The sequence below is a fragment of the Moorena sp. SIO3A2 genome (genome assembly GCF_010672265.1).
Taxonomy (GTDB): Bacteria; Cyanobacteriota; Cyanobacteriia; order Cyanobacteriales; family Coleofasciculaceae; genus Moorena; species Moorena producens.
On sequence record NZ_JAAHHC010000011.1, the window covers coordinates 106,677 to 120,824 of the forward strand.

A 14,148-nucleotide genomic window follows, 5' to 3' on the forward strand; every position below is an offset into this window, starting at 1 on the left:
ATCGCTATAGCTAATCCCTCACCCAAGCAATAACCATCATGTCTTCCCCTGCCAAAGGTCCCTATCGCAGTAGATTGTTTAACTTTATCAATCGACAATCTCAACGGTTTGTTGACCAAATTGAACGTACAACACGGCATTTAAAGGTTGCAGCGGTATGGGGAGGACAAATTTTACTTTATCCGGTTTACCTGCTAGTGCAAGCTAGTTTATCGGCTGGGCGTCAAATCTCCTCTTCAGTAAAAGCTGGATTGCCCCAATTAAGGACATTTAGCCACGCCCAGACCCAGGAAACACCGCCAGAAGCAGATACAGCAATTCAGCGAGTCTTACAAGAGTTGAACCTTGGCAGCTTTAACCTTCAACTTGGTCTAGACAACCTAAGACCGTCTAATGGGCAAGCTGTTACCCTAAATAACGGGCAACCTATCCTAATCGAACGGCAAAGGGGAACATCCCTAAATAACGGGCAACCTGTCAGCCTAAATAATGGGCAAGCTGTAACCGCAGGAGAATGGGCAACTCCAAATCAAACCCCAGCTCAAGCCCCGACTAATGAGCATATGCTGATTCAGGGAGTAGCTTGTTTATTGGACAACCGGGGTCTAGTGCTGGTGACAGTGCAAAACCAAATTCTGGATATATTGACACCCCAGCAGCAGCAAAAACTAGCATCCAGAATTAGCTGGGAGGTGGCTGACTTAATGCGTAAATGGCGTTTAGCCCACTCGTTAGATGGCAAAAAAGCATCCCCTTCCCTTGCTACCTTAGATCACCCCCCTATTTTGCCACCCATCAGGCTATTCTGGCGATTAATGGCCTGGGTGCAAACTAGTCCTGTAGCGATCGCAATTAATCTTTTCGGGGAATCGAGGATCATTCGAGCTGTTTCCAAGGGTAAATCAGCCACCTCTAATCACCGACAACCTAAACCCAAACCATTCCAGCTATCACCTTCTAGCCCAATTCAAGACCTATTAACTTTCCTGGATAACAAATTGCTAGAACTGGAATCACACCAATTATTACCAGGGTCTGAAGTGGTGGTTAAGCTGAGGCAAGCCCTACAAAAACCATTTATTAAGGGTGATAGCTCAGAGGAGGTAACGGTTGGGTCTGACACTAACCGACTTAAAATTTTAAGCTTAATCTATGCTGCGATTGACTATTTCTTTGGTAGAAAAGCATCTAATTTTAGTTTGAGTAGTTCCTCAGACCAATCTGAAATTGCTTCTGGTTCTGGAGAGGTTTTACCAGGAGGAAACAGGGATAATTTATACCCAGAAGCCCATCAGCTATCAGGAGATAATTCCCCTCCACTTTCCCCCTCATTAAGATCATCCACCTCAACACCATCTGGGTCTAAATCAGATGAATTGGAGCCTTGGTTAACCGATAATGATTTATGGGGCAATCCAGATGGATCTGACCACTCCCAAAATTTCTCTGCCTCAACCTCCAACTCCGGAAATCAGGCAGAATTACCGGTTGCTAATCTTAAATATAATAGACATCAGTTACCCGAAGGATTCAACAGCAAGATTCCTGTGAAGTCAGAAAAGTCTATTTGGACCCTCTTTAAGCGATACCTGCACTTACTAAAGGCTCCAGGTAAGCTGATTATATCGAGAAATAAATCCTCAAAAGTTAAAGCAAGACCATCGATCAGCCAGAAGAGAAATTCTAAAACTGATAAATCACCAGACCTGTCCCAAATTCAGGATAATTTAGGAAAAACTACTCCCAAAGAATCTCAAGATCAACCGCTAGCAGTTGTTAACTCTGGTAGCACCAAGGTTAACGGATCTAAGGGAGAAGAAAATAGTGCGATCGCTAACTCTAAAAACTCTAGTGATCTAGAGCCAGATCAAGACTGGATTGAAACTCAAGCAACTCCAGAAGGATATATTAAGCATCCTTTAGAACGAGTGTTGGAGTGGTTAGACATCACCATACTTTGGATAGAAGAGCTAGTGGTTAAAATTTGGCGATTGCTGCAACGGTTGTGGCCATTTTGAATAGAAGGGAGTAGGGAATAGGGAATCGGGAGTCGGGAGTCGGGAGTCGGGAGTCGGGAGTCGGGAGTAGGACACTGTTATTTGAAAATTGTCACATCAAGAGCTAACTCAGGCTCAGGAGCTAAGGATCCATCGGGATATAGAAACAGAATCAATCGCCCGAGTCGAACTGGGCGCTGGCAACTTTTTCCCATCACTGTTTTGATTTGGATAGGCATGACGCCATTAGGGGGATACGCCCACCACTCCCCATTGCGACAAAAGGGATTGCTATAGCCTTGCTCTTTACACCAAGCATGGCAGACCCCACGAATCGCACCGCCGAGATCGTTATAGTGTGGGATTGTCATATGTAAACTTTTAACCTTGTGATTGAGGCCATAACTTAGGTAAAAACATTCCTGTGTTTTCTTTATACACTTTATAGTCAGCCGCAAAACTACTAGCTAAAAATTTAGCTTCTTCTTGGCGAGCAACTTGATAGTAGGGTACAAAGATTACTACTACTATGATTATTAGCCAGAGTTGATTAGTAACAAAAACACCACCTAGCACACAGAGTAAGTAGGATGTGTAAAAGGGATTACGAATGAATTTATAGGGGCCAGTGGTAAAGATGTGGTTTGGTAAATCATCGGAATAGCAAAGAGACAAAGGCTTTTCCTTAGTTGTTTTAACTGTCCACGAAAACAAAACTAGTGAGCTGATATAGATGCTCAGTCCCATTAAACTTAGGATTAGATTGGTTTCTTCAGTAAGAACGATGGTACTGACCTGTAGAACTATTAATAGCGTCCATAAGACAGACAGAATCCGCACACCATTTGGGATTCCGTTAGGCCGAGTAAATAAAGCCAAGCCTGCCCAAGAAAAACTAATCAAACAAGTTGTGAATAAGATTAGGGCGCAAGATTTTAATACTAGCATGATGTTTGATAGCAATTCTACGACTTGTGAGGTACAAATATCTAGGTTTTAGGGAGCAGGGAGCAGGGAGCAGGGAAGAGGGAATAGAGAATAGGGAATAGGGATAAAAGTCAGTGTACTTGATAGTTATGCAAACCGCCGTATGTTTAGCTATCAGCTTAAGCGCTACGCACACGCTACGCTAACAGCTATCAGTATTCAGTGTGGAACGGGCAAGATGCCCATTCCACCAAGATGCATGTAATTTTCTAGGATTCTTCATCCATCGGATTATTATTACCGACATCAAAAATAATTATAAATTCCGCATCAGGCATTAATCTTTTCAAAGCCCACAAATGTCCCTCTGCATCCGACCGATTGCGGAAGCGAGCAACAACTACCCGCTGCATCTTGGGTAACAGTCGCATGACCACCCATGGATGAAGCCGTTCTGAATACGTCATCATAAAAGTATCTCCTTGTGATTGGAGAGCCAGAGCTAGCCCGTCGATTTTGGACTTTCACCGGGCTAGCTCTTGACTCTGGGCGTCTCAGCGCCCACTGTTATAGTGTAGCACAAATAATCTTATATTATAACATATTTTGAAAAATTTTGTAACAAAGGGAGCTATCAGCTATCAGCTTATGCGCTACGCGCACGCTACGCGAACAGCTATCAGCTATCAGCTATCAGTTATCAGCTATCAGCTATCAGCTATCAGCTTATGCGCTACGCGCACGCTACGCGAACAGCTATCAGTTATCAGCTTATGCGCTACGTGCACGCGATCGCGTTCAGTTATCAGCTTATGTGCTACGCACACGCGATCGCGTTCAGCTTGTGAATAACATTGGTGTCGAAGCCTATGCCAAAAAGTTGGCCGCTGACCGCTGACTGCTGACCGCTGACCGCTGACTGCTGACCGCTGACTGCTGACCGCTGACCGCTGACCGCTGACTTCTGACTTCTGACTTCTGACTTCTAACTTCTGACTTTCCCTCACTCCTCAAGTAAATCCTTCAACACCTCTTCCGTAAAAGGATTCTTACCAGCCCGGAGGTCATCTATCCATTTTTGCGGTTGTGCTTTCCACTCATCATTGTCGGTCGAGTCTACATATACCTGAAAATCTGATATTGCTCCTGCTTTATCCCCAGTCAGAGCTTTAGCCAGACCACGACTCCTCTTAAAGAATCCATTTTCAGGTTCTTTTGCTACTGCTTTTTCACAGGCATCCATCACCTCAACAGCATATCCATGGAGGCTACCATCCCAACAGAGGTTGTTCCAATAATTAGCATCAATTTTTAGATTTAGATCTAGTTGTTGTGCTTCTTTATAGAGAGATAAGGCTTTGATTAATTTACCTTCTTTAGCTAACTTCTCACCTTGTTTGACAAGACCGGGAGCTACTGCTGCTTTGTTAACTGAATCTTGACATGAGCTTAAGCTTTCTAAAGCTTGAAAATTCTCCACAAAGTAATTTTCAAGCAACTTACAGCCCCTAGCTAGCATCTCATCTAAATCTTCAACGGCCCAGAGTCTGGCCGTATGGTCCGATGATGCCGTAGCGAGGGTTTTACCATCGGGGCTAAAGCTTACACTATTTACCGAGTCTTGATGTCCTTTCAACAGAGCTAATTGATTTCCTTCTAAATCCCAAACTCTGACCGTTTTGTCGTCTGATGCCGTAGCGAGGGTTTTACCATTGGGGCTAAAGCTTACACTATTTACCGAGTCTTGATGTCCTTTCAACAGAGCTAATTGATTTCCTTCTAAATCCCAGACTCTGACCGTTTTGTCCCATGATGCCGTAGCCAGCCTCTGACCATCGGGGCTAAAGCTTACACTATTTACCGAGTCTTGATGTCCTTTCAACAGAGCTAATTGATTTCCTTCTAAATCCCAGACTCTGACCGTTTTGTCCCATGATGCCGTAGCCAGCCTCTGACCATCGGGGCTAAACCTTACACTTTCTACCCAGTCTTGATGTCCTTGAAATATAGCTAATTGATTGCCCTGTAAATCCCAGACTCTGACAGTATTGTCGGATAATGCAGTAGCAAGCATCTTACCATCTCGGCTAAAACTTATACTAAATACCAACTCTTGATGTCCTGTCAACAGAGCTAATGGATTGCCCTGTAAATCCCAGAGTCTGACGGTATGGTCCGATGATGCACTAGCAAGCATCTTACCATCTCGGCTAAAGTTTAGACTATTTACCTCGGATTGATGTCCTGTCAACAGAGCTAATGGATTGCCCTGTAAATCCCAGAGTCTGACGGTATGGTCCGATGATGCACTAGCAAGCATCTTACCATCGGGGCTAAAGCTTACACTTGATAGCGAGGATTGATGTCCTTGAAATATAGCTAATTGATTGCCCTGTAAATCCCAGAGTCTGACCGTTTTGTCGTCTGATGCTGTAGCCAAGGTTTTACCATCAAGGCTAAAGGTTACACTATTTACCGAGTCTTGATGTCCTTGAAATATAGCTAATTGATTGCCCTGTAAATCCCAGAGTCTAACAGTTTTGTCCTTTGATGCAGAAGCGAGCATCTTACCATCTCGGCTAAAACTTACACTTGATACAGAGGATTGATGTCCTCTCAACAGAGCTAATTGCTTTCCCTGTAAATCCCAGAGTCTGACCGTTTTGTCGTATGATGCCGTAGCCAGGGTTTTACCATCAAGGTTAAAACTTACACTATTTACCCGGAATTGATGTCCTCTCAACAGAGCTAATTGCTTTCCCTGTAAATCCCAGAGTCTGACCGTTTTGTCGTCTGATGCTGTAGCCAAGGTTTTACCATCAAGGCTAAAACTTACACTTCTTACCAAATCTTGATGTCCTTTCAACAGTGCTAATTGATTTCCCTGTAAATCCCAGATTCTGACCGTTTTGTCCGATAATGCCGTAGCCAGCCTTTTACCATCTCGGCTAAAACTTACACTTAATAGCGAGGATGGATGTCCTCTCAACAGTGCTAATTGATTTCCTTCTAAATCCCAAAGTATCACAGTAAGGTCGGATGCAGTAGCAAGCCTCTTACCATCTCGGCTAAAACTTACACTTCTTACCGAGGATTGATGTCCTTTCAACAGAGCTAATTGCTTTCCCTGTAAATCCCAGAGTCTGACCGTTTTGTCAAATGATGCAGTAGCAATAATCTTACCATCGGGGCTAAAACTTACACTTGATACCAAGGATTCATGTCCTCGAAATCTTCTCTTTTCTTTGAATTTACTAAGACTCTGCTGTAGAGCATACAGAGGAATGATGGCAGGATATTTATCTAGGGAACGACCATCTTTAACTATGTTAAACAGCTGTTGCCCAGTCTCCATGGCTGAGTATAAAAGCTCTCGCTCGCCATAGTAAACATTATCCCCTCCTAAGCGTCGTAAAATACTAACCCCTTGTTGTTCTAGTCGCGCACCTGTTTTAGCTTCCTGTGATTGTTTAAAATTATCTCTAGCTTTGATCCCAGTTACCACAGCCACAATTATTGCTATAACTGAGAACAAACCCAGTGCTAAACCCCCTCTCTGTATGGTTCGCTTCGCTTTCTTTTGAGCCTCAGTTAACGTCTCATTAGCCTGCTCTAATATCCGACTTTCTTCTGCCAATACCCTGCGGTCTAATTCCTGACCAGCCGCTAAGAACTGATAATCCAAATCGCTCAAACTTTTACCCTTCGCCCAAGCTTGAGCATTCTCTAACGCTACCCCCCGCAACAAACGAGCTTCATCCTGACACCCAGACTCAACCCAAGCGGTAAATGCTTCAGAATAGGGACGCAGTCTCGCTAATTCCTGCTTAACCCAATCCCTATCAAAAACACTGCCATATATCCGGTTGCTAACTTGTAAATACCCATCCAGCTCCACTACCAACCCCGATAGCCTTAATTCCGTCTGTTCTTCACTGCCATCAGCGGCAAGACTACCCTGATCTAATACGTGCTGATACAATCCCAACAGCCTACTGGCTCGTTGCTCATTTCTGAGAATGCGATCGCGTATAGTCTTCAAGTGCTCTGGCTTATCCTGAGATACCCAATTTTCAATAATCTGGCTACGGGCGACCTGTTCAACTGAAGTTGTGTGAACTCCAGTTCCCCCAACTCCAGTTCCCCCCTTGTTAAGGGGGGTTAGGGGGGTACCCAATCCCGAAGTGCTATCGATGGATCCCCCTCCAGAAGTCCCCCCCTTGTTAAGGGGGGTTAGGGGGGTACCCAATCCCGAAGTGCTATCGATGGATCCCCCTCCAGAAGTTCCCCCCTTGTTAAGGGGGGTTAGGGGGGTACCCAATCCCGAAGTGCTATCGATGGATCCCCCTCCAGAAGTTCCCCCCTTGTTAAGGGGGGTTAGGGGGGTACCCTCTCCAGAAGTGCTATCGATGGATCCCCCTCCCGTCCCCCTTAATAAGGGGGAAGCCAGAGCATTCTCCACCATTAACTTACACAACTTCTGGGTCAGAAACGGTTGTCCCCTTGTCCAGATCAATATCTCACCTAACACCTGTTCCGGATTATCCACTTTTCCTAGCAAACCAGGGAGCAGTGGTGTTTTCGCTTCTTCAAAGGTAAAGCCAGTCAGTTCAATATCCCGACCAATATTAAAGGGAGTGCGCTGTTTATCCTGAATCAAATCCGCTGGAGTTGCTACTCCCAGCAAACAAAAGCTCAGCCGATTGTAGACTGGATTTTCAGCTCGTTTGTTATAACAACTGCGAATAAAGCCAAAGAAATCATCTTTAAATGCTACCTTAATAATACTGTCAATTTCATCTAGAAAAATAACAATATTTTCTGGAATAGTTGCCAACAATACCGATTCAATAAACTTACCAAACCCTAACAAGGGTGCGATGTGCTCTGTTTCTCTAAACCAAGCCTCTTCATCAAATTTATCTGATAGCTTAAACTCATCCACCAGCATCACTATCAAGCTTGAATACCACATCTCTATGGGTATATTCTCTTTCCCAATCATGGTAAAATCGATACAACCACAAGCTACTCCTGCTTTTTTGAGACGCTTCATAGTTTGTACCCGCAAACTCGATTTCCCCATCTGTCGCGAGTTGAGCACATAACAAAATTCCCCAGCCATCAAAGCCTGAAAAATTTCGTCATCAGCTTTGCGCACAGCATAAGTTGTGGAATCTTGAGGTAAACTTCCCCCAACTTGATAGATTGTTGGTTGGTTGGTCATGGTAGGAAAGGGAGTAGGGAATAAAGAAGCTATCAGCTATCAGCTATCAGCTTATGTGCTACGCGCACGCTACTTGAGGTGCTATCAGTTTTCACTTTTCATTTTCCAACCAATGGCTAACTGCTGACTGCTGACTGCTGACTGCTGACTGCTAACGGCTGATTGCTGACTGCTGACTGCTGACTGCTGACTGCTGACTGCTCCCTAACTAGAAAATCCTGTTACTAAAATATTCACGATACAAATTATATCTAGGGATACAATCATTACCGATGACTCTGACTAATCCCAGACTTTCTAATAGATAGGTTGCCTTAGGTTCCAGACGAACAGCTTTAGTAGTTGTCAGTAATTTCTTGAAAGCTTCCAGTAAATTGGGATGGAGAATGAGATTATTTAAAAGTTCTCGCAAATGATGACGATAAATCCCTGATTCTGTCGGAGCGGTTTCTAAAAGATGCTCCATGGTCATGTTGGTATTTTTGCTAAGAGTAGAGAAAGCCAGGGTCAACAAATAAGGATGTCCGCCTACCATTCCCATTAATTTTTGAGCTGATTTAATCGATAAATTTAAACCATAACGCCCAGCTAAACTCTGAACTTTATCTAAGTAAAAGTCCGATAACTCTACTGCTTCTCCCACATTAAAAGGAGACTGATTGATATCCAATTCAATATAAACTTCGGTAGAATAAACTACAATCAATCGCAATTTATTCCAAAGTTGATTATTTTTCGCATCCTCATGCCACGTGCGCAACAACCCTAGAAATTCTCCAGCTACTTCTGGATGAGGAAAAACGCGATCGACTTCATCCAAGCACAACACTATAGGACTCGATAAAGACGTTAACAGATACTGCTCAAAATATCGTTGACAATTTACCTTACTATATAACCGTTTACTCCAATACTTATCCAACTGGTCTGATAAGCCCAAGTTATCACCAACCCGCACGCAAAACGACTGTAAAAATACATCCAATTCATGGCAAGGTAATTGATTAAGATTTAAATAAACCGTACCATAACCCCTAGACTTAGCATAATCAATAATCCGATGACTGAGTAAAGTTTTCCCCATCAGCTTGGGTGCTTTAATCCGAATTAGCTGCCCTGGTTGTAAAATCTTTTGATAACACTCAGCATCTTGAGGACGTTCTATATAAAAGTCTTCAACTTTAGCGGTTGTCTGTGGTTGAATATTGCTGTTATTTGTGCTATTATAGTTACTATTATTAGTTGGTAACTCAATACCCAGTAACGTTAAAAATTCTGGTATAGATTGAGGGCGATCGGTTGCCACCAAATTCATGCCATGGATAATGGCTCGATTTATGCGATCGCTAATCTGGGGATTAAAATAGTTTGGTGCTGGTAATACAGCTCCCTCAGCCCGCTCGTCAGCTGGTACTGGTTCATTTCCAGTTAAGAGAACATACAAGGTAGCGGCCAAAGCATAAACATCGGTGTAGGGACCTTGTTGCCCTCGGAACTGATATTGTTCCAGAGGAGAATAACCTGGAGTCACAGCACAAAGATGACTTTGGGTAACCCCAGGGACAAACCTAGTAGCAATACCCAAATCAATCAACACCGCACCAGAACCATCGTGACCCACCATGATGTTATTGGGTTTAACATCCCGATGGAGCAACCCTTGCTGATGAATGTCCCAGAGGGCGCTACCAATTTGCTGGATATAAAGCAAGGCTTTCTCTTCTGAGAGCACACCCTGCCGGTTAACTATATCCGACAAGGTTTCCCCCTCGATGTATTCCATAATTAGGCAGGGCAGTTCACCTTCTCGGATGATTTCTTCAGATAAACGGACTAGATGAGGATTCCCACGGCTACATTGGGCTAATTTTACCGCTTCATTGGCGAAAATTTTCCAATACTCTAATAAATTATCTTGGCGGAGTACATGATTAACGATAGTTTTGATAACAATGCGATCGCCTTTTTTAGTTCGGGCTAAATAGGTAATACCCAGTCCACCTTCTCCTAGTTTTGTTTCGATGGTGTACTTACCCTTTTGGAGCCGATAACCAGGGGGCCAGGTATGATTAGTTACGCCGTAGCTGTGGTTAGGTCCCTGAGTAGTTAAGGGAGGTTTGTAGGGAGAATAAGGCTCTCCCACAGAAAGAGGTATCGGTTGTGTGGTGCTGCTATGACGATTTTTAGGGGAATTAAACCAGCGTTTAATCGCATTATTTAACCGCTGCTTGAATTTCCCACAGACTGACCGATGCTTATTAGTCTTCATCTGAGATGCCCAACCTATCCAGGAGCTTAATTTGGGTAGGGTTTATCGTAAGCATTCAGCCGTCAGCTATCAGCTATCAGCTTATGGGCATTAGCTGATAGCTTACCTGAATGTTTACGGTTTCTTTTTCCACACAAATAATTCTAACGTTTCTGATAATTATCAGAGCCATTCGATTTGCTTCACCCTACTTCATACTCCTACTCCCTATGTCAGCTTAAGCGCTACGCGCACGCTACACCGAACAGCTATCAGCTTTCAGTTATCAGCTTATGGGCTACGCGCACGCTACGGAACTTTTTAATAAAACAGGTAAGGATTGGTTTAATAGTCACGAAAGTCACAGCGTCGTTCGCACAGCGTGGCCAAAGGCCAAAGCCTGTGCTAAAAAGCACCTCAAGTAGCGTGAGCTTTTAGCTGACGGCTGACGGCTGACCGCTGATGGCTGACGGCTGACCTCCCTAATCATCCTCCCAGCTGTTACTAAACGTATCAAAGGGTTCTGTGGCACCTGTCCAGTTAAAATCATTAATTCGTAAACCAACTAAACCCCGTTGTTGTACTGGATTATAGCGCAATAAAACATTGTAACTTCGACGAGAATACTCTAAAAAGAAATCAGTACTAATTTCCTCATTTGTATCTAAATTTAGGTAAGTCTGGAAACCCACTCGAAATGGACCATAGAGTTGTTGGGTAATACCAGCATTAAGGACTCGAGTATCTGCAACTCGGTCAAATAAAAATGGTGATGTATTTCCTAAGGCGACTTGACTATAGCCAATATTAAAACCGGTATAGTCAAGAAACGGTTTAGAAAAATGACCGAATTGCCCAGTTAAGCCAATGCTCCCACGGAGAAATTCTTGAGAATCACCGTTACTATAGGCACTAGCCACACCGGTAATGGATGAATTTAGTTGAACATTGGGTAAGATTGGTGCTGGTGTATAGCGCATACCTTCTTCCGCAGTTGCTGGCAATGTTTTACCTTGCCAAAGGGGTTGTGTCCAGTTTAAAGTTGCACTCCCTTGATAACGGGTCAAACTAATCCGATTGTTATCCCGAGGTGGCAGAGGTAGCAAATCTGCTCGATCGGTCTTAGCATTGATATGCTGAACACCAGCTTGATATCGAATGGTCAAACCAGTTTGCCCGATGGGAATTGTTGGTGATTCAAATATACCCCCAATACTACTCTGAACGGTTTGGAAACCCAAAGACCCATTGAAAAGGCGATCGCGATAGCTGGATTCCAAGGTCAGGCGATGAGGATATGTGTTACCAATAGTTTGTCGGAGCCGCAAACTTCCCCGAGATTCGTTTTCTAGATCATCAGGATCCAGACTAGTGAGTTCTGCGGAACCTACTAGTGTCGTGCGTGGCCCTAAGGAAGCATCCAGGTCAGCAAGCAAACCAAAGTTAGCCGGATCGATTACGCCACCACCTTCTGGATCATTGTTCTCATCTTCATCATTATCTCCAAGAATGGCTTTTTGAAGAAAGAACTGTGGTGTTAGACTAAACCTGACCGAGGGTGTTTCAACTACCTTGAAGCCACGCTGAATAAACACACCACCCCGGTCGTCATCATCATACCCAAAATCCAATAAACTCGGTTGCCGCTCACGGCGGTCAATCACAAACCGTTCACGAAATGTAGGCAAGGAAAACCCTTGATCAAACACCAGTCGAGGATTCTTGGCAATTACTTCATCTACTTCTGGGGAAATCCGCCGAAATCGAGCATTTCTGGTGCGCCACTCCAATTCTGGTGGGGAAAAGGGGTCGTTGGTAATTCTGACATTAGTAGCAACTCCTTCTAACCCATCAAACTCCACCCGGTCTGCTTCATAGCGGAATCGATTGATAGTCCCTTCGATGTCGGGAGATTCGATAGCGGTTGTGGTTGCCCCAGTTTCAGTATTGGGAATAACCCGAGCACCAAACTCAATGGCAAAGGCTCCGGGATTACTAATTCCAGCTAAGGGCTGGCTATTAATAATTCTGCGGCTGACCGGTTGAGTTGGGGTGGTTTGCCCAGAATCTGAACTTGCTCTGACAAATTCTCCCCTAGCCTTCAACACCACTCCAGTATCTTGAACAAAATAATACTCAAAGCGCTCTCCCTCTAGCACCTGGTTACCACGGGTGAGAGCCACACTCCCATCCGCGACCACAATCTTATTAGGCAAGTTTACTTGCAAACGGTCAGCTTCTAGTAAGGCATCTTGAAACCGCAAGGTAACATTACCCACTGCTGTAATCACTTGTCTAGTATCGTCATACTCCTGACGGTCTGAAGTCAATTCAAGTATGTCTGGCTCATTAGTATCGAAGGTACTTGTGGGAGCAGTAACCTCCGAATCTAACTCGGAACCAGATTGGCGTTGAGACAAGTCTTGGTCTGATTGTGGTGCAGTCTCTTCTAGGGAAGGTGGGTTAGATTGCTCAGGGATGATTAACTCAAATTCTCTAGTCTCTCCCCCCCGCTCTTGAGCTATAATACGCTTGCTCCTAGGAATTGGCAAAGGGCAATTTGGATTGATGCTCAAGGGGTCATCTGGCCTGGGTAAGGTTTCGAGAGTAGAACATCGTTTGGGGTAAGAGTTAACAGCGAAGAATCTTTCTTGATTCCCAGGCTCAGGTCTTAGCTCAGGTTTAATTTCAGGTTTAATTTCAGGTTGGCTATTAGGTTGGCTTTGGTGAATTGAAGTATTAATGTGGGATCGTCTGGTTTTGGGAAAGCCCCCTAAATCCCCCAAGTTTGGGGGACTTTGAAGATTTTGTTCCCCCCAAACTTGGGGGGCTAGGGGGGCCGCATCATACCCAGAATCAGCAACGCCTAATTTTGGAGTACTTTGAAGATTTTGTTCCCCCCAAACTTGGGGGGCTAGGGGGGCCGCATCATACCCAGAATCAGCAACGCCTAATTTTGGAGTACTTTGAAGGTTTTGTTCCCCCCAAACTTGGGGGGCTAGGGGGGCCGCATCATACCCAGAATCAGCAACGCCTAATTTTGGAGTACTTTGAAGGTTTTGTTCCCCCCAAACTTGGGGGGCTAGGGGGGCCGCATTATACCCAGAATCAGCAACCCCTGTCTCAGAAGTAACCGACGAGGAAAACCTAGGAGAAACCCTAGTCGAAAATTCCGGTTCCAGAGTTGATGGTGCTTCTGGAGTTGGACTATTGAGTAAGGAGGTTAAATCAGGATGGAGTGGTTGCTTGATTCCTGGTTTTAGAAAAGTTTGTTGCCACTGTTTTCCTTGCCCTAGTTGCCAATTGTCTTGGCTGTTTGTTATGCTTGGCAAGGTCTGGCCAACTGCTCGGGAAATTGGTAGACCTAAGCTAGCAGCGCTTTTGTCTGTGGCTAATATTGGGAAAGCCTCAATCTTGAGCTCTCCTGTTGGGTAGGGTTTGAGCAGTACCTGGTTTTGCTGTGTTTGGTACGGTGCCGAAACGGTTATTCTTTGAGATAATTCATCGAGGTGGCTAGTGGTCTGGGAAGGTTTAACGGTTTGAATAATTGCGGGTACGACCGGCGGCTGAACTGGCTGGGGCATTTTTCACTAATTGGCTGGTGTTTTACTATTCAGACCAACAATCCTTGACTCAATCCCCAAGATTGTAGTTCCAAATCGGTTATCGACAAAGACAGCCCATATTACAACTAATTAAGCATAAATACAAAACCACCCTCATCTAAGAGCGTGGTTTTGTCTAGATAA

General features: G+C 44.4%; 11 protein-coding genes. 2 read left to right on the top strand and 9 right to left on the bottom strand.

The annotated features are described in order from the left end of the window. Positions 1-38 precede the first annotated feature (38 nt). Complete coding sequence (locus F6K64_RS14340) at positions 39-2,018, top strand: hypothetical protein (RefSeq protein WP_287265660.1); 1,980 nt, start codon at positions 39-41, stop codon at positions 2,016-2,018. On the opposite strand, the gene F6K64_RS14345 is transcribed toward F6K64_RS14340, so the two are convergent. The 4 genes from F6K64_RS14345 to F6K64_RS14360 form a co-directional block, all read right to left on the bottom strand. Then, the gene (locus F6K64_RS14345; RefSeq protein WP_287265661.1) at positions 1,971-2,093 is read right to left on the bottom strand and encodes a hypothetical protein; all 123 of its coding nucleotides are present in this window, start codon (positions 2,091-2,093) and stop codon (positions 1,971-1,973) included. The genes F6K64_RS14340 and F6K64_RS14345 overlap by 48 nt on opposite strands. Positions 2,094-2,095: 2 nt before the next feature. Continuing rightward, on the bottom strand, positions 2,096-2,368 hold the full coding sequence (locus F6K64_RS14350; RefSeq protein WP_287265663.1) for a hypothetical protein: 273 nt from the start codon (positions 2,366-2,368) through the stop codon (positions 2,096-2,098). 10 nt (positions 2,369-2,378) lie between these two features. After that, the gene (locus F6K64_RS14355) at positions 2,379-2,945 is read right to left on the bottom strand and encodes a methyltransferase family protein (protein ID WP_287265664.1); all 567 of its coding nucleotides are present in this window, start codon (positions 2,943-2,945) and stop codon (positions 2,379-2,381) included. A 248-nt stretch (positions 2,946-3,193) separates the two neighbouring features. After that, the gene (locus tag F6K64_RS14360) at positions 3,194-3,391 is read right to left on the bottom strand and encodes a hypothetical protein (RefSeq protein WP_070393635.1); all 198 of its coding nucleotides are present in this window, start codon (positions 3,389-3,391) and stop codon (positions 3,194-3,196) included. 139 nt (positions 3,392-3,530) lie between these two features. Here F6K64_RS14360 and F6K64_RS14365 point away from each other — a divergent pair, with 139 nt between their 5' ends. Next, positions 3,531-3,776 (top strand): hypothetical protein, encoded by a 246-nt coding sequence (locus tag F6K64_RS14365; protein WP_287257411.1) that lies wholly within the window; start codon positions 3,531-3,533, stop codon positions 3,774-3,776. Positions 3,777-3,791: 15 nt separating this feature from the next. On the opposite strand, the gene F6K64_RS14370 is transcribed toward F6K64_RS14365, so the two are convergent. The 5 genes from F6K64_RS14370 to F6K64_RS14390 all read right to left on the bottom strand — a co-directional run bounded on the left by F6K64_RS14370 (position 3,792) and on the right by F6K64_RS14390 (position 13,983). After that, positions 3,792-3,938: a hypothetical protein gene (locus F6K64_RS14370; protein ID WP_287265666.1), complete on the bottom strand. Its 147-nt coding sequence runs from the start codon at positions 3,936-3,938 to the stop codon at positions 3,792-3,794. After that, complete coding sequence (locus F6K64_RS14375; RefSeq protein WP_287265667.1) at positions 3,928-8,151, bottom strand: AAA-like domain-containing protein; 4,224 nt, start codon at positions 8,149-8,151, stop codon at positions 3,928-3,930. Before F6K64_RS14375 ends, F6K64_RS14370 begins: the two co-directional genes overlap by 11 nt. Positions 8,152-8,359: 208 nt before the next feature. Further along, positions 8,360-10,420 (bottom strand): AAA-like domain-containing protein, encoded by a 2,061-nt coding sequence (locus tag F6K64_RS14380; protein ID WP_287265669.1) that lies wholly within the window; start codon positions 10,418-10,420, stop codon positions 8,360-8,362. 340 nt (positions 10,421-10,760) lie between these two features. After that, entirely contained in the window at positions 10,761-10,889 is a 129-nt protein-coding gene (locus tag F6K64_RS14385; RefSeq protein ID WP_267871992.1) for a hypothetical protein, read from the bottom strand. Then, entirely contained in the window at positions 10,882-13,983 is a 3,102-nt protein-coding gene (locus F6K64_RS14390) for a DUF3769 domain-containing protein (RefSeq protein ID WP_287265670.1), read from the bottom strand. Before F6K64_RS14390 ends, F6K64_RS14385 begins: the two co-directional genes overlap by 8 nt. Between the last annotated feature and the right edge of the window lie 165 nt (positions 13,984-14,148).

Bases quoted from the DNA above. Each gene is read 5' to 3' on its own strand.
- F6K64_RS14340 (WP_287265660.1), top strand. From the start codon at position 39: ATGTCTTCCCCTGCCAAAGGTCCCTATCGCAGTAGATTGTTTAACTTT.
- F6K64_RS14350 (WP_287265663.1), bottom strand. From the start codon at position 2,368: ATGACAATCCCACACTATAACGATCTCGGCGGTGCGATTCGTGGGGTC.
- F6K64_RS14355 (WP_287265664.1), bottom strand. From the start codon at position 2,945: ATGCTAGTATTAAAATCTTGCGCCCTAATCTTATTCACAACTTGTTTG.
- F6K64_RS14360 (WP_070393635.1), bottom strand. From the start codon at position 3,391: ATGACGTATTCAGAACGGCTTCATCCATGGGTGGTCATGCGACTGTTA.
- F6K64_RS14375 (WP_287265667.1), bottom strand. From the start codon at position 8,151: ATGACCAACCAACCAACAATCTATCAAGTTGGGGGAAGTTTACCTCAA.
- F6K64_RS14380 (WP_287265669.1), bottom strand. From the start codon at position 10,420: ATGAAGACTAATAAGCATCGGTCAGTCTGTGGGAAATTCAAGCAGCGG.
- F6K64_RS14385 (WP_267871992.1), bottom strand. From the start codon at position 10,889: ATGATTAGGGAGGTCAGCCGTCAGCCATCAGCGGTCAGCCGTCAGCCG.
- F6K64_RS14390 (WP_287265670.1), bottom strand. From the start codon at position 13,983: ATGCCCCAGCCAGTTCAGCCGCCGGTCGTACCCGCAATTATTCAAACC.